At 71.6% G+C, this 22,046-nt stretch carries 19 protein-coding genes; 8 read left to right on the forward strand and 11 right to left on the reverse strand.

The features are described from left to right. Positions 1 to 7: 7 nt before the first annotated feature. The 9 genes from D9C15_RS25640 to flhD all read right to left on the reverse strand — a co-directional run bounded on the left by D9C15_RS25640 (position 8) and on the right by flhD (position 9,758). Positions 8 to 1,327 carry a hypothetical protein gene (locus tag D9C15_RS25640; protein WP_128001470.1) on the reverse strand — a complete coding sequence of 440 codons (1,320 nt, stop codon included), beginning with the start codon at positions 1,325 to 1,327 and terminating at the stop codon, positions 8 to 10. Then, complete coding sequence (locus tag D9C15_RS25645; RefSeq protein WP_128001472.1) at positions 1,315 to 2,400, reverse strand: HD-GYP domain-containing protein; 1,086 nt, start codon at positions 2,398 to 2,400, stop codon at positions 1,315 to 1,317. The genes D9C15_RS25640 and D9C15_RS25645 overlap by 13 nt, the downstream gene beginning before the upstream one ends. Then, a complete protein-coding gene (locus D9C15_RS25650; protein ID WP_128001474.1) occupies positions 2,397 to 5,558 on the reverse strand; it encodes a response regulator in 3,162 nt (1,053 codons plus the stop codon). The genes D9C15_RS25645 and D9C15_RS25650 overlap by 4 nt, the downstream gene beginning before the upstream one ends. 154 nt (positions 5,559 to 5,712) lie before the next feature. Further along, complete coding sequence (locus D9C15_RS25655) at positions 5,713 to 6,345, reverse strand: protein phosphatase CheZ (RefSeq protein WP_128001476.1); 633 nt, start codon at positions 6,343 to 6,345, stop codon at positions 5,713 to 5,715. Between the two features lie 25 nt (positions 6,346 to 6,370). Beyond that, positions 6,371 to 6,769, reverse strand: a complete 399-nt coding sequence (gene cheY, locus D9C15_RS25660; RefSeq protein ID WP_128001478.1) for a chemotaxis response regulator CheY — start codon at positions 6,767 to 6,769, stop codon at positions 6,371 to 6,373. A 28-nt stretch (positions 6,770 to 6,797) separates the two neighbouring features. Next, positions 6,798 to 7,763: a flagellar motor protein MotB gene (motB, locus tag D9C15_RS25665; RefSeq protein WP_128001480.1), complete on the reverse strand. Its 966-nt coding sequence runs from the start codon at positions 7,761 to 7,763 to the stop codon at positions 6,798 to 6,800. Positions 7,764 to 7,766: 3 nt separating this feature from the next. Then, positions 7,767 to 8,627, reverse strand: a complete 861-nt coding sequence (gene motA, locus D9C15_RS25670; RefSeq protein ID WP_128001482.1) for a flagellar motor stator protein MotA — start codon at positions 8,625 to 8,627, stop codon at positions 7,767 to 7,769. A gap of 225 nt (positions 8,628 to 8,852) precedes the next feature. Beyond that, a complete protein-coding gene (flhC, locus tag D9C15_RS25675) occupies positions 8,853 to 9,392 on the reverse strand; it encodes a flagellar transcriptional regulator FlhC (RefSeq protein WP_112186070.1) in 540 nt (179 codons plus the stop codon). Positions 9,393 to 9,437: 45 nt separating this feature from the next. After that, complete coding sequence (flhD, locus tag D9C15_RS25680; RefSeq protein WP_128001484.1) at positions 9,438 to 9,758, reverse strand: flagellar transcriptional regulator FlhD; 321 nt, start codon at positions 9,756 to 9,758, stop codon at positions 9,438 to 9,440. Between the two features lie 291 nt (positions 9,759 to 10,049). Here flhD and D9C15_RS25685 point away from each other — a divergent pair, with 291 nt between their 5' ends. From D9C15_RS25685 to D9C15_RS25715, 7 genes are read left to right on the forward strand one after another with little or no spacing between them, the layout of a single operon-like run. Further along, positions 10,050 to 11,282 carry a methyltransferase domain-containing protein gene (locus tag D9C15_RS25685; protein ID WP_128001486.1) on the forward strand — a complete coding sequence of 411 codons (1,233 nt, stop codon included), beginning with the start codon at positions 10,050 to 10,052 and terminating at the stop codon, positions 11,280 to 11,282. Between the two features lies 1 nt (position 11,283). Further along, positions 11,284 to 13,572 (forward strand): glycosyltransferase family protein, encoded by a 2,289-nt coding sequence (locus tag D9C15_RS25690; protein ID WP_128001487.1) that lies wholly within the window; start codon positions 11,284 to 11,286, stop codon positions 13,570 to 13,572. Between the two features lie 35 nt (positions 13,573 to 13,607). Further along, positions 13,608 to 14,360 carry a class I SAM-dependent methyltransferase gene (locus tag D9C15_RS25695; protein ID WP_205854906.1) on the forward strand — a complete coding sequence of 251 codons (753 nt, stop codon included), beginning with the start codon at positions 13,608 to 13,610 and terminating at the stop codon, positions 14,358 to 14,360. Between the two features lie 32 nt (positions 14,361 to 14,392). Then, positions 14,393 to 15,073 carry a 2OG-Fe(II) oxygenase gene (locus D9C15_RS25700; RefSeq protein WP_164886852.1) on the forward strand — a complete coding sequence of 227 codons (681 nt, stop codon included), beginning with the start codon at positions 14,393 to 14,395 and terminating at the stop codon, positions 15,071 to 15,073. A gap of 2 nt (positions 15,074 to 15,075) precedes the next feature. Beyond that, positions 15,076 to 15,933 carry a phytanoyl-CoA dioxygenase family protein gene (locus D9C15_RS25705; protein ID WP_128001491.1) on the forward strand — a complete coding sequence of 286 codons (858 nt, stop codon included), beginning with the start codon at positions 15,076 to 15,078 and terminating at the stop codon, positions 15,931 to 15,933. Between the two features lie 19 nt (positions 15,934 to 15,952). Next, entirely contained in the window at positions 15,953 to 16,762 is an 810-nt protein-coding gene (locus tag D9C15_RS25710) for a TylF/MycF/NovP-related O-methyltransferase (RefSeq protein ID WP_128001493.1), read from the forward strand. A gap of 13 nt (positions 16,763 to 16,775) precedes the next feature. Further along, positions 16,776 to 17,717, forward strand: coding sequence for a GDP-L-fucose synthase family protein (locus tag D9C15_RS25715; protein ID WP_205854907.1), 942 nt, complete (start codon positions 16,776 to 16,778; stop codon positions 17,715 to 17,717). On the opposite strand, the gene D9C15_RS25720 is transcribed toward D9C15_RS25715, so the two are convergent. Further along, a complete protein-coding gene (locus D9C15_RS25720; RefSeq protein WP_128001495.1) occupies positions 17,678 to 18,736 on the reverse strand; it encodes an RNA methyltransferase in 1,059 nt (352 codons plus the stop codon). The genes D9C15_RS25715 and D9C15_RS25720 overlap by 40 nt on opposite strands. A gap of 47 nt (positions 18,737 to 18,783) precedes the next feature. Here D9C15_RS25720 and D9C15_RS25725 point away from each other — a divergent pair, with 47 nt between their 5' ends. Continuing rightward, on the forward strand, positions 18,784 to 21,615 hold the full coding sequence (locus D9C15_RS25725; protein ID WP_128001497.1) for a hybrid sensor histidine kinase/response regulator: 2,832 nt from the start codon (positions 18,784 to 18,786) through the stop codon (positions 21,613 to 21,615). A 7-nt stretch (positions 21,616 to 21,622) separates the two neighbouring features. On the opposite strand, the gene D9C15_RS25730 is transcribed toward D9C15_RS25725, so the two are convergent. Beyond that, entirely contained in the window at positions 21,623 to 22,033 is a 411-nt protein-coding gene (locus D9C15_RS25730; RefSeq protein ID WP_128001499.1) for an META domain-containing protein, read from the reverse strand. Positions 22,034 to 22,046 lie beyond the last annotated feature (13 nt).

A 22,046-nucleotide genomic window follows, 5' to 3' on the forward strand; every position in this document is an offset into this window, starting at 1 on the left:
CGCGCCTTCAGAACACCACGTCCACGCTGGCCGACCAGACGTTCAGCCCGCGTCGCTTGTCGATCGGCTCGCCGGCCGGCAGGTCGAACATCGACGAGCGCCGCGCCCACACATGCTGCCACTCGAGCTTGAGCTTGCTGTTCGTGTTCAGCGCGTAGGAACTGCCCAGCGCCAGCGAGCTCTGGTCGTAGATCGGCACGGTGTCGGCCGACACGCGCATGCTCGCGTTCAGCAGGTCGGCCCCCGGCACGACGCCCGGCACCGTGGTGCCCTCGAGCTCGCGCGACCAGCGCTGGCTGGCGCCCAGCGTGTGGATCGCGGCCACGCTCGCATAGGGCGTGAAGCGGCCGATGCTGCGGTACAGGCTCAGGTAGCCGCCCGCGGCGTCCAGCCCCATCTCGGTGTGTCGCTGCCACACCCGACCGAGTTCCGAGGCCACGCGCCAGCCGCTGCCCAGGTGCAGCTCGCCGCCGACCATCAGCAGCAGGTTGGAGATGTGGTCGAGGTTCTCCACCCCCGGACCGGGCAGCTGGCTGCTGGTCTGCCAGTAGCCGACCCCGGGGCCCAGCGGGGCCCAGGTCGGGCGCACCAGGAACTGGCGCGAGCCGTCCGACTGCTCGGTGCGTGCGTGGTGGATGCCCACCCGCGCGGTGGCGCGCGGCGCCCGCCAGGTGGCCACCAGCCCCTGCACGGTGGTCTCGACCTCGCGGTACAGCGGCCCCGGCGGCAGCTGCGGCGGCACTCCGGCGCGCAGCCAGAAGCGCTTGGTGAGGCGGTTGCGCCCGAAGTAGGCCTCCAGCGTGAGCTCGCCGTTGTCCAGTCCCCAGCTGCGCGCCAGGTTGGCGCCGGTGAAGTCGTTGGTGGGCGCCAGCGTGTACAGCTCGGCCGGCAGCCGCACCTCGTCGTAGGTCTGGCCCACGTCCAGGTTCTCCGAGCGCAGGTACAGCGGCACGCGCACCTTGCCCAGCCGCAGCAGCCAGTCGTTGTCGGGACGCCAGGCGACGAAGGCCCAGCTCGCGCGCAGGTCCCAGGCGGACTCGTGGTGCGGCGAGGGCGCCAGCCGCGCCTGCACGGTGGCCGACCAGCGCGGCGAGAACTGCAGGTCGAGCTGGGCGCCGAACACGCTGTCGCGCCGCACGGTGCCGCCGTCGGCGATGCCCTGGTACGGGATCTCGTTGTCGCTCTGCGCCCAGCCCAGCGTGGCGAAGGCCGAGGCCGACATGCGCAGGCCGTCCTGGGCGGCCGCCGGCAGCGCGGCGAGCACCAGCAGCGCGGCGGCGAGCACGCGCAGCGGGCGGAAAGCGGAGGGGGTCGTCAGTCGTGCCATTGGCGAGCGATCTCGATGAAGGCCTGTTCGCAGGCATGCGCGGCGGCGACGACCTGCGGATCGAAGTGGGCGCCGGCGCCGTCGTCGAGGCGGCGCATCGCCTCGCCGTGCGACATCGGCTCCTTGTAGGGGCGGCGGCTGATGAGGGCGTCGTACACGTCGGCCACCGCCATCAGGCGCGCCGACACGGGAATGGCCTCGCCGGCCAGGCCGTCGGGGTAGCCGCGGCCGTCCCAGCGCTCGTGGTGGTGGCGCGCGATCTCCATCGCGTAGCCGAGGAAGCCGGAGTCGCCGCCCATGCACTCGGCGGCGCGGCGCAGGATCTCGAAGCCGTGCATCGCGTGTGTCTTCATCGTCGCGAAGGCGGCCGCGTCCAGCGGGCCGGGCTTGAGCAGGATGTGGTCGGGAATGGCGACCTTGCCGATGTCGTGCAGCGGCGCGGACTTGGCCAGCAGCTCGATCTTCTCGTCGTCGGCCCCCGCCAGCGCGGGGTGTCCGGTGGAGCGCAGGTGCTCGGCCAGAACGCGCACGTACTCCTGCGTGCGGCGCACGTGGTTGCCGGTGTCGCTGTCGCGGAACTCGGCCAGCGAGACCATCGCGTACAGCGTGGCGTCGCGCAGCCGCTCGAGCTGGCCGAGCCGCTCGCCGAGCTGCGCCTCCAGGCCCGCGTTGCGGCGGTGCAGCGAGTCCTGCCAGGCCTTGACCTGCAGGTGCGTGCGCACGCGCGCGCGCAGCACCGGCGGGCTGATCGGCTTGTGGATGTAGTCGGCCGCGCCGGCCTCGAAGCCGCGCGTCTCCTCGTCGACCTCGCTCATCGCGCTGACGAAGATCACCGGCACGTCGCGCGTGCGCGGGTCGCGCTTGAGCTCGCGGCAGACGGCGTAGCCGTCCATGTCGGGCATCACGACGTCCAGCAGCACCAGGTCGGGCGGCTCGCGCCGGGCCAGCTCGAGCGCGCGCTGCCCGCCCGGCGCCAGGCGCACGCGGTGCTCGGTGTTGAGCAGCCCGGCCAGCAGGTTCAGGTTGGCCGGCTCGTCGTCGACCACCAGCAGGGAGCTGCGCACCGCCGTCATGTCGCCGCCTCGGTGTCCTGCGGCAGTGCATCGAGCGCGGCCTCGAAGTCGCAGCGCAGCATCGCCTCGTCGAGTGCGCCGGCGCGCTGCGCGCCGAGCGCGGCCATCAGGGTGGCCCGGTCGCGCTGCCAGTGCACCAGCGCCTCGCTGTCGGCCTCGGCCAGCAGGCGGCGCAGCGTCGCCCAGGGCACGGGGGCGGCCGGGTCGTCGTTGCGCGGCAGCTCGAGCGAGTCGTCCTTCGCCAGCACGGCGACGATGCGCTCGACCGCGCGCCCCAGCGCGCCGGCACAGGCCGCCACGGCCTCGGGCAGCGGCGGGTCGGCCGCGAGCGCGGCCTCCAGCGTGATCGCGGCGCCGGCCACCTCGGCCATGCCGAGCTGCGCGCCCAGGCCCTTGAGGGTGTGCGCTTCGCGGCCGAGCGCGGTGCGGTCGGCCGAGCGCAGCAGCGTGTCGAGCCGGGCCGCGTGGCCGCGGTAGTGCACCGCGAAACGCCGCAGCGAGCTGCGCAGCAGCGCCTCGCCGCCGCAGCGCCGCAGCGCCTCGGCCAGGTCGATGCCCGGCCAGGCCGGCGCCGGCGCGCCCGCCTCGGGCGCCGTGCCGCCGGCCTCGTCGCGCGCCGGGGCGCCGCCGGGCAGCCAGACGGCCAGGTCGCGGATCAGCGTGCGCGGGTCGAGCGGCTTGGCGATGTGCCCGCGCATGCCCAGCGCGCGGCAGCGCTCGCGCTCCTCGACCATCGCATGCGCCGTCATCGCGACGATGGGCAGCGCGCTCCACTGCGGTCGGGCGCGGATCGCGCGGGTGGCGTCGTAGCCGTCCATCACCGGCATCTGCAGGTCCATCAGCACCAGGTCGAAGGCCTGGGCGCCGCGCCGCTCGAGCCGCTCGATCGCCTCGCGGCCGTTCACCGCGGTGTCGATGGTGGCGCCGGCGCGCTCGAGCAGCTCGCAGGCGAGCTGGCGGTTGACCACGTTGTCCTCCACCAGCAGCACGCGCAGGCCGAGCAGCTCGCGCCCGGCGCGCTCGGGCGCCCCGGCCCGCGGCGCGGCCGGGGCGGCCTGGGGCAGCAGCGCGCGGCGCAGCGCCTCGGGCAGCACCGGCTTGTCGAGGAAGGCCTGGGCACCCGCGGCGAGCGCGTCGCGGCGCAGCTTGTCCCAGTGGTAGGCCGACATCACGATCACGCGTTGCGGCAGCGCGCCGCGCTGGCGCAGGCCGAGCAGCGTGTCGCCGCCATCCATGTCGGCCAGCACCCAGTCCAGCAGCAGCAGGTCGACCGGCTGGCCGACGCGCTGCGCGGCGCAGCAGCGTTCCACGGCATCGTGGCCGCTGGCCACCGCCTCGAGCATGCCGCCCGGCCCGGTGCCCACGCGCAGCGCGCGCAGCTGGCCGAGCAGCGACTGGCGCGTCTCGCGCTGGTCGTCGACCACCAGCACGCGCAGGCCGGCCACCTCGGGCAGCACGGCCGGCGCGGGCGCCGCCGCGTACAGCGCGACCGGCAGCGTGACCACGAAGCGCGAGCCCTTGCCCGGCGTGCTGTGGGCCTCGATCGTGCCGCCCATCAGCTGCACCAGGCGGCGCGAGATGCTCAGGCCCAGCCCGGTGCCGCCGTAGCGGCGCGTGGTCGATCCGTCGGCCTGGGTGAACTCCTGGAACAGCCGGGCCAGCTGCTCGGAGGCCATGCCGACGCCGGTGTCGCTGACCGTGAAGCGCAGCGTGGCGCGCTCGCCGTCGAGCGCGGCCAGCCCGACGCCCAGGTGCACATGGCCCTGCTCGGTGAACTTGACCGCATTGGACAGCAGGTTGACGAGCACCTGGCCCAGGCGCAGCGGGTCGCCGCGGAAGCTGCCGGCGACATCCAGCAGCTCGGGCTGCTCGTAGTCGCACACCAGCTCCAGGTTCCGGGCCTGGGCGCGCTCGCGCAGCAGCATCAGCGCGCCGCCCACCACCTCCTCGAGCCGGCACGGCACCGACTCGAGCGTCAGCTTGCCGGCCTCGATCTTGGAGAAGTCGAGGATGTCGTTGAGCACGCCCAGCAGCAGCGTGGCCGCGCCGTGCGCCTTCTCGAGGTAGTCGCGCTGCTGCGCGTCCAGCGAGGTGCCCAGCGCCAGGTGCGTCATGCCGATGATGGCGTTCATCGGCGTGCGGATCTCGTGGCTCATGTTGGCCAGGAACATCGACTTGGCCTGCGTCGCCGCCTCGGCCTGCGCCCAGGCCGACTCCAGCTCGCGCTGCGCGCGGTCGCGTCCGGCCAGGTCGTCCTGGATCGAGTCGGCCATCTGCTCGAGCGTCTCGCCGAGCTGGTCGAGCTCGTGCGTGCCGGCCGGCGCGCGGCGCTGCCCGGTGCGGTAGTCGCCGGCGGCGAAGCGTTCGGCCAGCCGCGCCAGCGCGGCGATCGGCTGCAGCAGGCGGCGGTGCACGCCCCACAGCGCCAGCAGCAGCAGCACGCCGACGGCGACGTTGCCGATCACCGCGCCCTGGATCAGGCGACGCAGCCGGTCGCTGGCCAGCTGCACCTCGCCGGCGGTGCGGGCGTCGGCGCGCCGGCCGAGCTGCGCCACGGCGTCGGCCAGCGCCGCGCCCTGGCGCTCGTAGTCCTGGCCGAAGATCACGCGGCGGGCATGCTCCGGGTCGGGCTTGCCGTCGGAGACGAAGGCGCCCGCGCGCGCGTCATACAACCCCTGGGTGGCGGCGAAGGCCACCTGCTCGGTCTCGCCCAGGCGCTCGGTGGCCGCGACGATCTCGCGCATCGCCTGCTGCTCGGACGGGTCGAAGTCGAGCCGGCGCATGCGCTCGGCCAGCGAGACGCCGGCGCGCCCGGCCGGCAGCGCGTGCGGACGCCGGCCGGCGATGACATGCTCCCAGTACAGGCCGAAGTCCTCGGCCTCGGGGGCCGGCTTGGCGCCCTGGCGGATCGCCAGGATGTCGTAGTAGTAGATGAGGTAGCGCGCGTTGGCCGTCGTGACGTAGGCACGCACCAGGCGCGCCAGGCGGTCGGTCTCGGCGCTCAGCTCGTGCACCAGGTTCAGCGCCTGGGTGCGCCGCGTGTCGGCCTGGCGCGAGGCGTCGTAGGCCCGCCCGATCGCCAGCAGGGCGCCGATGTTGGCCAGCAGCGCGAGCACCAGCAATGCAAAGAAGCCGCGCGAGACGGTACGCAGCTTCATCGCGGGAGGGGAACGGGCGGGGGTACTTCGGGGCGCATCGCTCGCCTGCGTCGTGACGGCGCTGTCCGATGCACCGCTGCTCATTTATCGCACGCGCGTGCGGCGGCTTGAGTGCCGCGGCAAGGCCGCTTCGTGGCGGAATCGACGCGCCGGGTCAGAACCCGAGGCTGGCCAGCAGATCGTCCACCTCGGCCTGGTTGGTGACGACGTCGGTGCGCCCTTCCGGGTTGACCACCGGCCCGTTCAGCACGGCCGCCTCGACCTTCTGCGCCTGCTCGGGCGGCGCGGCCTGCACCAGCAGCTTGACCAGGCTGTCCTCCAGCTCGGAGGCGAGCGACACGACCTTGGCGACCACCTGGCCGGTCAGGTCGTGGAAGTCCTGCGCCAGCATGATGTCGGTCAGGTGCTGGTCGATGCGCGCGGTGGCGGCCTCGACGTCGCCGACGAAGTTCATCACCGAGCCCGAGGCGACGGCCTTGACCGGGTCCTTCACGATGGCCTGCGCGATGCGGCGCGTCTCGGCCGAGATGTGCGCATGGTCGGCCTTCGCCTGGTCGACCGAGTTCAGCACCTTGTTGGCCGCGTCGCTGGTCTTGCTGGCGATGTAGTTCAGGCGGCTGCGCGCGTCGGGCAGGCCGTCGGCGGCGATCTGCAGCTTGGGCATCACGCCGAGCTGCGTCAAGGTGTCATGCAGCTGGCGCGTGATCAGCCCGAGCTGGTGGAACACCTCGGGAGAGGCGCCGGCGGCCATCTGCGGGGCCAGCGTGGAAAGATCGTCCATCTTCATGTTGTTTGCCCCTGGATGAGCGCGCTCAGGCCGTGGCCGCGAGCTTCTGCATGATCTTCTGCACCTTCTCCTCGAGGGTGGCCTTGGTGAAGGGCTTGACGATGTAGCCGGCGGCCCCGTCCTGCGCGGCGCGCACGATGTCCTCCTTGCGCGCCTCGGCGGTGACCATCAGCACCGGCAGGTGCTTGAGCGCCTCGTCCTTCTTGATCGCCGACAGCAGCTCGAAGCCGTTCATGTTCGGCATGTTGATGTCGCTGACCACGAAGTCGAACTTGGCGTTCTTCAGCATGTTCAGCGCGACGGCACCGTCCTCCGCCTCCTCGGCGTTGTTGCAGCCCATCTCCTTGAGCAGGCCGCGCACGATGCGCCGCATCGTGGAGAAGTCGTCGACGATCAGGAATTTCAGGTCGGTGGGGTTGCTCATGGCAGGCCTCGGTGCGGGACTGTGTCGGTTATCGGGTCGGCGGCAGCGGAATTGAGGGCTTCTCGATCAGCGGCGGCGTGCCGGCCTCCACGTCCTTCGCCTCGAGCTCCGGCTCGGGCGGGACGTTGCGCAGCACCCGGTCCTCCGCCTCGCGGTTCATCACGATGATGCTGATGCGGCGGTTGGCCGGGCTGTCGGGCCGCTCGGGCTCGAACAGGTTGCTCGAGGCCAGGCCCTGCACGCGCAGCACGCGGTCGTCGGGCAGCCCGCCGGCCACCAGTTCGCGGCGCGAGGCGTTGGCGCGGTCGCTGGAGAGTTCCCAGTTGCTGTAGCCGCGGTCGCCGGCGGCAAACGGCTGGGCGTCGGTGTGGCCTTCCAGCGTCAGCCGGTTCGGCACCTCGGCGAGCACCGAGCCGATCTCGCGCAGCAGCTCGCGCATGTGCGACTGCACGACCGCGCTGCCGCTGTCGAACATCGGCCGGTTCTGCTCGTCCACGATCTGGATGCGCAGGCCGTCGGGGGTCATGTCGAGGCGGATCTGCGACTTCAGCGCCGCCAGGCGCGGGTTGTTCGCCAGCACCTCCTCGACCTTCTCCTTCAGCGCCTGCAGCCGCGCCGCCTCGGCGCGCCGCTGCTCGGCCTTGAGCGCCTGCAGGTTGATGGTGCGCCGGGCCGCCTCGACCTCGCCGTTCTTGACCTGGCCGCTGGCGCGCGAAAGGTCCTGGCCGCCACCCCTGATGACGGACGAGGAATCGCCCGAGCCGCTGCCGCCGCCCATCAGCGAGAGCTTGAGCGGCGAGTTGAAGTAGTCGGCGATGCCCTTCTTGTCGCCTTCGGTGGTCGAGCCGAGCAGCCACATCAGCAGGAAGAAGGCCATCATCGCGGTGACGAAGTCGGCGTAGGCGATCTTCCAGGCGCCGCCGTGTGCTCCGTGGCCGCCCTTCTTGATCTTCTTGATGATGATCGGTTGGAGCTTCTTGCTGTCGCCGGCCATGGCTTACTTCTTTCCCTTCACGTGGCCTTCCAGCTCCGCGAAGGTGGGACGGTCACCCGAGTAGAGGACCTTGCGGCCGAACTCCACCGCCACCTGCGGCGCGTAGCCCTGCATCGAGGCCAGCAGCGTGGTCTTGATGCACTGCAGCTCCTTGCCGTTCTCGTCGATCTTCTGCTCGAGCAGGCCGCCGAGCGGCTCGACGACGCCGTAGGCCATCAGGATGCCGAGGAAGGTGCCGACCAGCGCCGAGCCGATCATGCCGCCCAGCACCGCCGGCGGCTGGCCGACCGAGCCCATGGTGTTCACCACGCCCAGCACCGCGGCGACGATGCCGAAGGCCGGCAGCGCGCCGGCCAGGCGCGCGATCGCCGCCACCGGCGCATGCGCCTCGTGGTGGTGGGTCTCGATCTCGGAGTCCATCAGGCTCTCGATCTCGTGGGCGTTCAGGTTACCCGAGACCATCATGCGCAGGTAGTCCGTGATGAACTCCACGACATGGTGGTCGCTGCCGACCGTCGCGTACTTCTGGAACAGCGGCGAGTTGTGCGGGTCCTCGACGTCCTTCTCGATCGACATCAGGCCCTCCTTGCGGGCCTTCTGCAGGATGTCGTAGAGCAGCGCCATCAGCTCCATGTAGCGCGCCTTGGAGTACTTCGAGCCCTTCAGCAGGCCGGGCAGTGCGCCCAGCGTGGCCTTCAGCACCTTGGGCTGGTTGTTGACGATGAATGCGCCGAGCGCGCCGCCCAGGATGGCCATCAGCTCGGTGGGCAGGGCGTGGATGATCACGCTCATGTTGCCGCCGTGGATGATGTAGGCGCCGAAGATGCAGCCGAGTGCGACGCCGTAGCCGATGAGGACGAACATGGTTCCTGTTCCGCGACCGGTGTTCCGGAGGTGTTGCGGTCCTTATCGGCGCGCGCCGCGCCGGTCTTGAGCGACAACTTGTCGCCGCTCCAAAGAAAAGAGCGGGCCCCGAGGGACCCGCTGCAAAGGCACGAGGGACGTGCCAGGAGGAGACAAGCAAGAAAGAAACCGTTCGCCCTGGGTATCGGCGGGCCGCCGCGGAAACTTGAGGAGACTTACGCAGCCTCAGTGCATCTGGATGCCGCCGGCCGCCTTGCCCTTGCCGGCGCGTGCCGGCGGGTTGCACAGCCCGCAGACATAGTGTTTGGCAATCTCGTGCGGATGGGTGACGAAATGGCCCCCGCATTTCGAGCATTTCGTCATGGTCAGCATGCCGTTGTCGACGAACTTGACCAGGCGCCAGGCGCGCGTCACCGACAGCAGCGCCTCGAGTCCCTGCGCGGTGGTCTGCTCCTGGTAGAGCTGGTAGGCCTTGATGACGACGTCGATCTCGTCCATCTCGGCGACCTTGTTCAGGTACTCGTGGATGTTCAGGAACAGGCTGGCATGGATGTTGGGCTGCCAGGTCATGAACCAGTCGGTCGAGAACGGCAGCTGGCCCTTGCTCGGCGACTTGCCCGAGACCTCCTTGTACAGGCGCAGCAGGCGCTCGTACGAGAGATCGGTCTCGGACTCCAGCACCTGCAGCCGCGCGCCCAGGTTGATCAGCGTCACCGCGCGCTCGATCTGCTTGGCTTCGGTCAGGATGCTCTTGGTGCGGGCCATGTGAAAAACTCCCCGAGCTGGTGTCTTGTTCGTGTACTTGAGTGATCAGGCGGCCTCTTGATGGCGGCCGGCCATCAGGATCGACGCGTGCAGGCGGGTCGTGGTGTCGTTGGCCGCCTTGCCGTGGTTGGTGAGCAGGCCCCACACCAGGTCGTCGTCCATGCGGAAGCGGCACAGCAGCGTGTTGCCGGCGGCGATCTTCATCATCTGCGCCGGGGTCAGCAGGCCGATCAGCGTGGCCGTCTCCTCGCTGATGCCCAGGCGGTACAGCGCCTGCTCGCGGTCGGTGCGGATCAGGCTCTGCGCCAGCATCAGGTAGGACAGGTTGGCTTCGCGGATTTCGGTCAGGATCTGTTCGGCGTTCATCTCGTGGCTCCTTGCTTTCTTGCCTGGGGTGGTGATGCGTGACAGCGTGGAACGAATTGTGATGAGCCGAGTTGGACTGCAACATCAGCCCACCTCTGCGGCTTGAGTCCCTCTTCATCCACGCGGCGTGTCAGGCAAGTTCCTACACGGCGCGTCGGCCCGGCGTTGCAGCGTGAAACATCTCACGTGTGGCCGGCCGCGGTTTGGGCCGGGATTGCCCGGCTGACGCTTCGATCGCCGCGCCGCCGTGCCGCCTAGACTGCCCCGCGACGCTTCCCGAGGGCCCCACACATGGACTGGCGCGACATCCCGGTCTTCATCGTCAACCGCAACCGCCTCGAGGCCCTGCAGCGCCTCGTGCACTGGCTGCGCGCGGCCGGCACGCGCCGCATCGTGATCCTGGACAACGCGTCCGACTATGCGCCGCTGCGCGCCTGGTACCAGGCGCTGCCGGCCGGCGTGAACGCGATGCTGCTGCCCGAGAACCACGGCCCCTACGTGCTGTGGCAGCAGGGCGTGCACCGCGTGCTGGACACCCCTTACGTGCTGACCGACTCCGACGTGGTGCCGGCCGCGCATTGCCCGGCCGACCTGATCGGGCGGCTGCACGAGACCCTGCAGCGCTGGCCCGACGCGAAGAAGGTCGGCCCGGCCCTGCGCATCGACGACCTGCCCGATCACTACGGCCAGGCCGACACCGTGCGCAAGTGGGAGTCGCAGTTCTGGGAGCACCCGGTGGCGCCGGGGGTGTTCGCCGCGCCGATCGACACCACCTTCGCGCTCTACCCGGCCGGGGCGGAGTTCAGCAACGAACCCTGCAACCTGCGCCTGGGCCACCCGTACATCGTCGAGCACACCCCCTGGTATGCGGACGAAGGCGCGCTCACGGACGAGGAGCGTCACTACCGCACCCACACCAGCCCGGTGTTCTCGAACTGGAGCGTGGTGAAGAAGGACTCCTGGGTGGAGAAGAGCGCACGCGTCGCGGCCTTCGAGTCGCGTGCACGCGTGCTGCACCTGGACGGCGGGCGCGAGCGCATCCCGGGCTGGATCAACCTCGACTGGGACCCTGCCGCCGCGCGAGCCCGGCCGCTGCCGCTGCCCGACGGACAGCTCGACGGCATCCACCTGAGCCATGTGCTCGAAGGGGTGCGCGACGCGCAGGCGCTGTTCGACGAACTCTGGCGCGCGGCCCGGCCGGGCGCGCGGCTGGTGCTGCGGGTGGCCCACGGCGCACGACCCGGCGCCTGGTCCGATCCGGCCCAGCAGCGCGCCTGGTACGAGGGCTCGTTCGCGCACCTGGCGGCCACGGCCGCCGGACACGTGGGCCGCAGCGACTGGCAGCCCGAGGCGGTGCAGCTGATCGAGGACGAGCAGGGCCGCCCGCTCGAGCTGGTGGCCACGCTCGTGGCCGTCAAGCCGGCGCGGGCCGGCCAGGCGCTGCACCCGGCGCCGCAGGCCCCGCTGCAGCACCGGCGCGACGCCCGTGTCGACCCGGCCTTCGCGACGGCCGGGCGCCACTGACATGCCCCCCGTGCGATTCGGCCTCCCCTGGTGGATGCCGCATTACCGGCCGCTGAACGGGGCGCACCCGCTGGCACTCGGTTTCCTGGACGGCAATCCGGCGATCGAGCCGGTGCGCCTGGGCGAGCTTTCGGCGTTGCCGCCGCAGCGGCTGGACGGCCTGCTGGGCCGCATCGCGCGCCAGGCCCGCCACCTGGACGAGGCCCAGGCCGGCAAGCTGATCGAGTGGCTCAACTTCCACGACCAGCTGGCGATGGAGTCGTCCGCCGGCCGCTGCGATCTGCTGATGCTGCACACCACGCCGCTGTACGCCGGCTCGCAGCCCTGGATCTTCCACTTCGAGAGCCTGCCGACGCTGTTCGTGCCCTTCCTGTTCCACGGCGAGTGCCGCGGGGTGGACCTGCGGGCGCAGCCCTGGTTCGCTCTGGTGCGCGAGGCGCTCGAGTCGCCGAACTGCCTGGCCGTCATCAGCCACCTGAAGGACAGCCTGCGCATCCTGAACGAGGTGTTCCGCAGCCCGGTCATCGCCGCCAAGTGCCACCGGGTGCCGCTCGGGCTGCCGCCCCCCTCGGGCGGCGACCCGCTGGCCAAGTTCGCCGGCGGGCCGTTGCGCATCCTGTTCACGAATTCGCTGCACCACCATCCGCGCTCGTTCTACCTGCGCGGCGGCCATCACCTGCTGGAGGCGTTTGCGCGGCTGCGCCGCGAGCACCCGGACGCGCAGCTGACCGTGCTGTCCTCGGTGCCCGACGACCTGGGCCGGCGCTTCGGCCCGGCGCACCTGCAGGGCGTGACCTGGCTGCGCGAGCGCGTCGACGACGCCACGCTCGAGCAGCTGTTCCTGTCGCACCATGTGTTCGCGCTGCCGGCCGCCGGCCTGCACACCGGCAGCCTGCTGCGTGCCCTGTCACACGGCTGCGTGCCGCTGGTGCCCGACGCGCCCGGCTACGACGAGTACACCGCCCCGATCGCCGACAGCGTGCTGACGCTGCGCGGCGTGCGTGCACTGGTCTACCGCGACGAGCCGGGCGGCTGGATCAGCGACCGCTACGACGAGTACGAGCAGCCGCGCGAGGACTTCGCCGCCGGCGTGCATGCCCTGCTGCGCGCCCATGCGGCACTGCCGCGCCTGGCCGAGATGGCCGCGCGCAACCTGGCGCACAGCCGCGAGCACCTGACGCTCAACCACGTGCACCGGGGCCTGAACCGGGTGCTGGCGCACGTGCGGCCCGGCGCCGAAATGGGGCCGAATGCCCCTGCTCTTCCGGCGCTCCCGGCGGTGGCGAATGCCGATGATGGCCCCCGCAGCGCTCCCTCCGCGAGTTCGGAAAGGCAGGACATGCGCATCTGCATCTACACCGGCAACCACGGCAATTCGATCGGCATCACCGACCTGGTGGGCCTGCTGCGCAACGGCCTGCGCGACTGCGGCCTCGACCCGGTGGTCTCGCACGAGCTGATGCCGGGCCACTGCAACATCCTGATCGAGCACTTCGTCGAGGAGGCGCACCTGCGCCACGTGCTCGAGAGCAAGACCCCCGGCACGCGCTACATCCTGGTCGCGACGGAGCTGCTGACCGGCGGCACCTTCAACCACGGCCTGGTGCAGCAGCACTGGCACTACGGCAACCACGACTACTGGAAGCTGCGCTACGACGGCTTCATGGTCGCGGCGCGCCTGTCCGAGGCGATCTGGGTGCTGGGCGAGACGGCCATCGCGCCCTACCAGGCGGCGCTGCCGGACAAGCCGGTGCGCTTCCTGCCGCACGGCTGGGTCTCGGGCAGCGACCTGGTGCAGCACCGCCCCGAGGCCGAGAAGGACATCGACTTCTACTTCTCCGGCACGATGACCGAGTACCGCCGCGGCATCCTGGCCGAGCTGGGGCGGCAGCACAAGGTGATCTACAGCGCCCAGAGCACGCCGGACTACCTGCGCCTGGACCAGCTCGCGCGCACCAAGGTCTGCCTGTCGATCCCGCTGTCGCCCGAGAACACGCTGCCGTCGATCTCGCGCATGCACTTCCACCTGCAGAACCGCAACTTCCTGGTGCACCAGGCGCATGCCGACCGCTGCCGGCTCGACCCGTACGTGATGCATGCCCCGGCGGAGGAATTCGTCGAGTGGGCCCGTGCCGCACTGGACGTGCCGAACCGGCGCGAGATCGCCGACGGCGTGCTGCGCCGCTTCCGCACCGAGCTGCCGCTCGCGCCCTGGATGCAGCCGCTGCTGGAGGAGGTGCTCGGCCCCGCCGCGCGAGCCCACGCCGAACCCCTGCGCCAGGTGGCCTGAGCCGCCGCCGCCCCGAACCACCCCGAGGAACCACCATGACCGCCACCGCCCCCAAGATGATGACCTTCGGCCCCGCCGGCGAGACCGACCGGCGCAGCCAGCTGGCGCGTCTGATGCGCAACTCGCCGATCCCCGACCGCGAGCTGATGCTCAACGCCGGCCTGTACCTGACGCCGCAGACGCTCTCACGCGTGCTGTTCATGGACTTCCTGTACCGCCAGATCCTCGAGGTGCAGGGCGTGGTGCTCGAGTTCGGCTGCCGCTGGGGGCAGAACATGTCGCTCTACACCTCGCTGCGCGGCATCTACGAGCCCTTCAACCGGCTGCGCCGCGTGATCGGCTTCGACACCTTCTCCGGCTTCGTCTCGGTGGCCACCGAGGACGGCAAGTGCGTCGAGGCGGGCGACTACGCCACCGCCCCCGGCTACGAGCAGCACCTCGAGCAGGTGCTGGCGATGCAGGAGGAGGAGAGCCCGCTGCCGCACCTGCGCAAGTTCGAGATCGTCAAGGGCGATGCCACGAAGACCTTCCCCGCGTTCCTGGCGCGCAACCCGCAGACCATCGTCGCACTGGCCTACTTCGACTTCGACCTGTTCGAGCCCACGCGCGACTGCCTGAAGGAGCTGCTGCCCTACCTGACCAAGGGCAGCGTGATCGGCTTCGACGAGATCAACGACGACACCACGCCGGGCGAGACCGTCGCGCTGCGCGAGGTGATCGGCCTGGGCCGCTACGCCATCAAGCACTACCGCCACAGCGCGCGCACCTCGTACCTGGTGGTCGAATGAGCCGCACGACACGACAGAGGGAGACCGCCATGATGAGCGCCGACGTCCTGACCCCGCCGCGCCTGACCGACAGCCAGAAGCACCGGCTGGACACGCACGGCTACGTGATCATCGACGACTTCCTGCCGCCCGAGCTGTACCAGCGCCTGCTGGCCGACCTGAAGGGCGGCGAGGCGAAGATCCAGTACCAGCTGCGCCCGGCCCACTACAGCCATGTGTTCGCCTCGGAGATCGGCACCCTGCCGCGCCCGGACGAGCCCTACATCGCCAAGTTCTCGCTGATCCGCGAGCAGGAGCGCCTGGCCAGCCTGCAGGAGGTGTTCCACGCGCACCTCGCGCCGGTGCTCAAGGAGGCCAGCGCCGGCGCGGCGCGCTGGGCCCTGTTCCCCGGCGCGGTGCGGGTGCGCGGCGGCGACGTCTACCGCGCCCACCAGGACGGCTACGCGGGCATCGTCGGCTACAGCCTGTTCATCAACGAAGGCTGGTGCTGGGACTACGGCGGCATCCTCACCTACGTGCGCGACGACGACACGGCCGAGCCGATCTTCCCGCGCAGCAACCGGCTGCTGCTGCGCAACGAGAAGTTCCGCCACTTCCACTTCCTGAACACCGTCGAACAGCATTGCCCCAGGGAGCAGTACATCGTGCTCGGGTGGGCCGACGCGGTGGCGGGCGAGACCTCTGCGGTGCGCGGCGCGTACCACGAGTTCTGAGCATGAGCACCGCCGCCCTGGCCCGCGACGCGGCGCCTGCCCTGCCCCTGCCCGCGCTCGACGAAGCGGCGCTGGCCGCGCGCTACGAGCAGCAGGGTTATCTGCACCTGCCGGGCATCGTGTCGGCCAGCACGGTGCGCCGCCTCGGCGCGCTGCTGTACGGCGAGTTCGCTCGCCTGGCCGAGGACTTCCGGCAGCACACCGGCGCGCGGCTGGACGATGCGGCCGAGCTGGCCGACTTCCTCGCGCGCCAGGGCGACCTGGACGCCTGGTTCCTGGCCCAGCCGCGCGACATGCAGCACCTGATGCGCGGCGAGTTCCCGCTCGAGGTGCGCCAGCGCGACGAGCTGCGCCTGCTGGCCGGCGAGGCCGCGCTCACCGGCACGCTGCGCCGCCTGATCGGCAGCCCCACCCTGCGGCTGCACTTCCCGCCGATGCTGCGCTTCAAGGTGCCGGGCGTGAACCGCTCCGAGGTGCCGCTGCACCAGGACGGCCCCTACTTCCCGCACATCCACGAGTTCGCCACCGTGTGGCTGCCGTTCTGCACCATCGACGAGGCCTGCGGCGGCGTCAACGTGCTGGAGGGCTCGCACCGGCTCGGGCCGCTGCGCCACGGCCAGGCCACGCTGTGGGGCAACTACGTCGATGCCGAAGCCGGCCACGCGCGCTTCACCGACCGCCACATCGAGATGGAGCCGGGCGACGCGCTGATCTTCGGCCCGCACCTGCTGCACTACAGCCACCCCAACACCTCGACGCGCGTGCGCTGCAGCATCGACAGCCGCTGGTTCGGCGCGAGCACGAGCAGTTCGCGCCAGTACTACGACGTGGAGCGCGGCGAACTCGTGCGCGCGTTCTGACTTCCCGGAGGACGACCCCATGACGACCGAGACCCTGGAACGCGACCAGACCCGCGAGAAGACCCAGCGCCAGTACGACGGCCGCGCCAACTTCCGCGCCGACGACGACATCGAGGCCCTGCTCGAGGAGCACTTCGAGCGCCACGGCGTCACCAAGCGCGAGATCTGCCGCAACTTCCAGATCTACTCGCGGCGTGTGTTCCAGAAGCGCTACCTGGCGCACTACGAACTCTTCCGCCGCACCATCGAGCTGCCGGGCGACATCGTCGAGCTGGGCGTCTACCGCGGCGCCTCGCTGATGAACTGGGCCAACTTCCTCGAGGTGCGCTGCATGGGCGACCGCGCCAAGCAGGTGATCGGCTTCGACAACTGGCAGGGCTTCACCGAGTTCGCCCCGGAGGACGGCGGCGAGGACCTGCGCGTCAACAAGGTGATCGGCGGCTACAACGGCGGCGAGTTCAAGGCCATCCTCGAGGAGGCGATCGCCATCTACGACCGCGACCGCTTCATCCCCTACAAGCCGCGCATCGTGCTGGTGGACGGCCAGATCGAGCAGAGCGTGCCGCGTTTCGTGCGCGAGCAGCCCGGCCTGCGCATCAGCCTGCTGCACGTGGACTGCGACCTGTACCGTCCGACGCGCGTGGCGCTGGAGGAACTCTGGCCGCGCATCGTCACCGGCGGCGTGCTGGTGCTGGACGACTACGGCGTGCGCCCCTGGGAGGGCGAGAGCCGCGCGGCCGACGAGTTCTTCATGGACAAGGGCATCGTGCTCAAGCGCTTCGACTGGGCCCACTGCCCCGGCGCCTACGCCGTCAAGGGCGAGCGCTGATACAACGTCGCCGATGATCGACCAGGACAGCCTCGTCTACGTGGCCGGCCACCGCGGCATGGTCGGCTCGGCGCTGGTGCGTGCGCTGCGCGCGCGCGGCTACCACCGTGTGCTGACGCGCACACGCGACGAGCTCGACCTGCTCGACCAGCGCGCGGTGTTCGACTTCCTCGCCGCGCACCGGCCGCAGTATGTGTTCGTCGCCGCGGCCAGGGTCGGCGGCATCGAGGCCAACCGCACGCAACCGGCCGAGTTCCTGTTCCAGAACCTGCAGATCGCGGCCAACCTGATCGAAGGGGCGCACCGCGCCGGCATCGCGTCGCTGATGTACTTCGCCTCGAACTGCATCTACCCGCGCGACTGCGTGCAGCCGATGCCCGAGAGCGCGCTGCTGACCGGCGCGCTCGAGCCCACCAACGAGGCCTATGCGGTCGCCAAGATCGCCGGGCTCAAGCTCGCCGAGGCGCACCGCCTGCAGCATGGCCGCGCCTACGTGAGCGTGATGCCGGCCAGCCTGTACGGCCCGAACGACAACTACACGCCCGGCCAGAGCCACGTGCTGCCGGCGCTGCTGCGCCGCGCCCACGAGGCGCGCGAGCGCGGCGCTGCCGAGCTGCTGGTGTGGGGCAGCGGCACCCCGCGGCGCGAGTTCCTCTACGTCGACGACCTGGCGCAGGCCTGCGTGATGCTGGCCGAGACGGGTTATGCGGATGCGCCGCTGAACATCGGCTGCGGTTCGGACCTCTCGATCCGCGAGCTGGCGCAGGCCGTCGTCGCGACGGTCGGCTTCGAGGGCGCCCTGGTGTTCGATGCCAGCAAGCCCGACGGCATGCCGCGCAAGCTGCTCGACTCCAGCCGCATCAACGCGCTCGGCTGGCGCCCGACGGTGGGCCTGCGCGAGGGCCTGGCGCGCGCCTACGCCTGCGCCCCCTGGCGCAGCACGACCACCGCCTGAGCGCGCGAGCGCAGCTGCCCGCAGCCCGCCTCCACGTCCTGCCCGGCGGACTGGCGCATGCGCGTGAGCACGCCGCGCTGGTTCAGCCGCCGGAAGATCGCGGTGACACGCTCCTCGCTCGGGCGCCGGTACGGCAGCGGCTCGACGCGGTTCCAGGGGATCATGTTCAGGATCGCGTAGCGTCGCGCGAGCCGCGCCTCGAGCGCCTGCAGTTCGTCCTCGCCGTCGTTCACGCCTTCGAGCAGCGTCCACTGCACCTGCAGCGGGTAGCCGGTGGCGCGCGCGTAGGCCAGGCCCTGCTCGAGCAGCTCGGCCGGCTCGAAGGCCGGCGCCTTGGGCAGCAGCTCGGCGCGCCGGCGCGCGTCCAGCGAGTGCAGCGAGAGCGCCAGCGCCGGCTTGACGCGGCCCTGCGGCAGGCGCTCGAACACCCGCCGGTCGCCGACGGTGGAGAACACCAGGTCCTTGTGGCCGATGCCCCCGAGCGTGCCCATCGCATCGATCGCCTCGAGCACGTTGTCGAGGTTGTGGGCCGGCTCGCCCATGCCCATGAAGACGACCTTCTTCACCGGCCGCAGCGTGCGCGCCAGGGCCAGCTGGGCGGCGATCTCCGCGCTGCCGAGTTGGCGCGTCAGGCCCTCCCGCCCGGTCATGCAGAAGCCGCAGGCCACCGCGCAGCCCACCTGCGTGGAGACGCACAGCCCGCCGCGCGGCAACAGCACGCTCTCCACCGTGCGGCCATCGTGCAGCGCGACGAGCAGCCGCTCGGAGCCGTCGGCGGCCGGGTGGCGCGAGTGCAGGCACGCCAGCGTCGCGAGTTCGTCGGCGAGCGCCGGCAGCGCCTCGCGCAGCGCGAGCGGCAGGAAGTGCTCCGGCCGGCGCCGGCCCGACGCCAGCGCGCGCGCCTGCAGCCAGCGGCGCAGCACCTGCTCCTCGTGCGGCGGCTTGGCGTCGAGCGCGCGCAACCGGTCACGCAATTCGTCGATGTGCTGGGCGCGAACCCGGTACGCGGTCTGGGTCATGGCATTTATGATCGCCGAAACAGAGGGTTGGGGGCTCGACAGTGGGCATGAGGCTCCTGCGTGGCATGGTCGGAATCGTGGGCCTGCTGTTGCTGGCAACGGGATGGGCGACCACCTCCGCCACCGAGAGTACACCGCTGCCCCTGAACGACGAGCAGCGCGCCTGGGTTGCGGCGCATCCGGTGCTCACGGCCAGCTTCGTGCGCATCCCGATCCCGCCGCTGCAGTCCTGGACGCCCGATGGCCGGCTCGAGGGCATCGCCGCCGACTACCTCGCGCTGGTGGGGCGCCGCACCGGGCTGACGATCCGCCCGGTGATCGGCAAGACGCTGGCCGAACGCGACGCCCATTTCGTCGAGCGGCGTGCCGAGCTGCTGCCGCTGCTGCTGGACGGCGACCCGGTGGGCCGCCACGCGCTGGCCACGCGGCACTTCTTCCGCGCCCCGGCGGTGTGGGTCACGCGGCGCGACGACACCGAGTTCTCGGCGCGCGGCAACCTGGGAGGCCAACGGGTGGTGACGACCGGCGGCTCGGCCTTCGAGGCCTGGATCCGCCAGCGCTACCCGGATGCGCGCATCCAGACCGTCGCCTCCCCGCTCGAGGAACTGCATGCGGTGGCCGAAGGCCGCGCCGACCTGCGCATGGGCCAGCTGCCGTCGACCACCTACGCGATCGAGACCCATCTGCTGGCCAACCTCAGCGTGCGCGCCATCGCCGACGGCGCGCCGTCGGCCTACGCGCTGGGCGTGCACCCGGAGCAGCGTGTGCTGCACTCGATCCTGGAGCTGGCGCTGGCCAGCATCACCCCGCAGGAGCACCAGGCCATCCTCGCCAAGTGGGTGCCGGCACGCCACCTGCTCGACATCGACGCGGCGGCCGTGCTGCTGAACGACGCCGAGCGGCGCTGGGCGCGCGCCCATCCCGGCGTGCGCGCCGCCTACGACCGCAGCTTCGCCCCCTTCACGCTGGAGAGCGGCCGGCAGATGCAGGGCCTGGGCGCAGACCTGCTGCGCAGCGCGCTGCGGCACGTGGGCATGGCGGTGACGCAGGAGCTGCCGGGCACCGGGGCCGAGGCCGAGGCGGCGCTGGTGGCCGGCCAGGCCGACCTCGTCGTCGCCACCCCGCGCAGCGACGAACGGCGCGACGACCTGATCTACGTCGGCCCCTGGTCGAGCAGCCCGACGGCCATCGTGACACGCAGCGATGCCGGCGGGCCGTTCCAGCTCGGCGACCTGGCGGGTCGCAGCGTGGCCGTCTCGGCGCGCTACGCGCTCGTGCCGACGCTCAAGCGGCGCCATCCCGGCATCGGCGTCGTGGAGCACGGCTCCCTGGAGGCGGCGCTGGCCAGCGTGCGTGCCGGCCGTGCGGCGGCGGCTCTGGGCGACTTCCAGGTCATGTCCCAGCTCGTGCAGCGCGACCACCCCGGCGTGCTCACCATCAGCGGCACCGTCGCCGACGGCGACAGCGAGCTGTTCTTCGCGGTGCGTCGCGACCAGCCCGAGCTCGCGCGGGTGCTGGGCAAGGCGCTCGAGTCGCTGTCCGAGAGCGAACGGGCGCCGCTGCGCCAGCGCTGGATGACGGCCCAGTACCGGCCCGGCTGGCGGCTCGACGAGGTGCTGCGCGTCGCGCTGCCGGTGCTGGCGGTGATGCTGCTGGCCGGCGCGCTGATCCAGCGCAGCAACCGGCGCCTGCGCCACGAGGTCGCGCAGCGGCGCGTCGCCGAGCAGGGCCTGGCCGACGCGCTGGCGCGCGAACGCGCGGCCTCGGAGGCCAAGAGCCGGTTCATCGCCTCGCTCAGCCACGAGGTGCGCAACCCGCTGGGCGCGATCGTCAGCGCGGCGGGGCTGCTCGGCCAGCGCGCCGGCGATGCCGAGCAGCGTCGCCTGCTCGGCTCGATCCGCAGTGCCGGCGACGGGCTGCTGGAGCTGCTGTCGCGCACGCTGGACTTCAGCAAGGCCGAGGTCGGCGCACTGACGCTCAAGCCCGAGTGGCTGGATCCGCTGCCCTGGTGCCGGCGCGTCTGCGCCGCCTTCGAGCCGCTGGCGCAGGCGCGCGGGCTGGCCCTGCAGCTGCAGATCGACTGGCCGGCCGGCCGCGAGGCGCTGTTCGACGGCGTGCGCCTCGGCCAGGTGCTGAGCAACCTGCTGTCCAACGCGCTCAAGTTCACCGAGCGCGGCCACGTGGCCGTCCGCCTGGCGCTGGACGAACCGAACGCGCGCCTGCGTCTGGTGGTGCAGGACAGCGGCCCCGGCTTCGGCGCCGACGAGCAGGCCCTGCTGTTCCAGCCCTACTCGCAGCTGCCCTCCACGCGCGCGCGGCATGCCGGCGGCACCGGGCTCGGGCTGGCCCTGTGCAAGCAGATCGTCGCGCGCATGGACGGCCGCATCGCGGCGCACGGCGAGCCCGGCGTGGGCAGCCGCTTCGAGGTCGAGGTGCCGGTGCAGACCCGCGCCGCCGCCGCGGACCCCGCCGCGACGCCGGCCCCGCCGGGCTGGCCCAAGGGCGTGTGCGACGAGCCGGTGGTGCTGGTCGACGACGACCCGGTCGGCCTGATGGTGGCCAGCGAGCAGTTGCGCGCCGCCGGCTGCGCGGTGCAGGCCTTCGAGCATGCCGAGGAGGCGCTCGCGCAATGGCAGCGCCGGCCCGCCCGGCTGCTGATCACCGACTTCCACATGCCCGGGCTGGACGGCCAGGAACTGTGCCGGCAGATCCGCCAGCGCCCCGCCCCGCCCGGCGCGCGCCCGTGGATCATCGCGCTGACCGGCAGCGACGACCCGGACGTGCACGCACGTTGCCTGTCCAGCGGTGCCGACGAGGTGATGCTCAAGCCGCTGCAGATCGAGCGCCTGGTGGCGCGCCTGCAGCCGGCGCCCGGCTGAACCGGGATCAGGGTTCCGGCCGCGTCGCGCGCAGCACGCCGCGCCCCTCGGCATCCCGCAGTTCGAGGATGCCGTCGGGCCGCACGCGCGCGGTGGCGGCGAGTTCGAGGGCGGTCAGCACCCGGTCCTCCTGCTCGCGCTGCAGTTCGGGACAGAGCCGCCGCGTGGTGGCCACCGGGCCGATCTTCAGCCGGTCGCCCTCGAGCGTGTAGGCGGCGTTCAGCGTGTTGCAGCCGGTGTGGCCGGACAGCCGGCCGCCCGCCTCGAACACCAGCCGCGCGAAGCGCTTGTCGACCAGCGGTTCGGAGCGCGCCTGCGCGATCACCCATTCGCCGTCGACCGGGCGCCCGGGCGCCGGCGGCGCCGCGCAGGCAGCCTGCAGCAACGACACGACGACGACGGCCCAGCGACGATCCATGCGCGACTCCCGG

This window comes from Piscinibacter defluvii, assembly GCF_004011805.1.
Lineage (GTDB): Bacteria > Pseudomonadota > Gammaproteobacteria > Burkholderiales > Burkholderiaceae_C > Piscinibacter > Piscinibacter defluvii.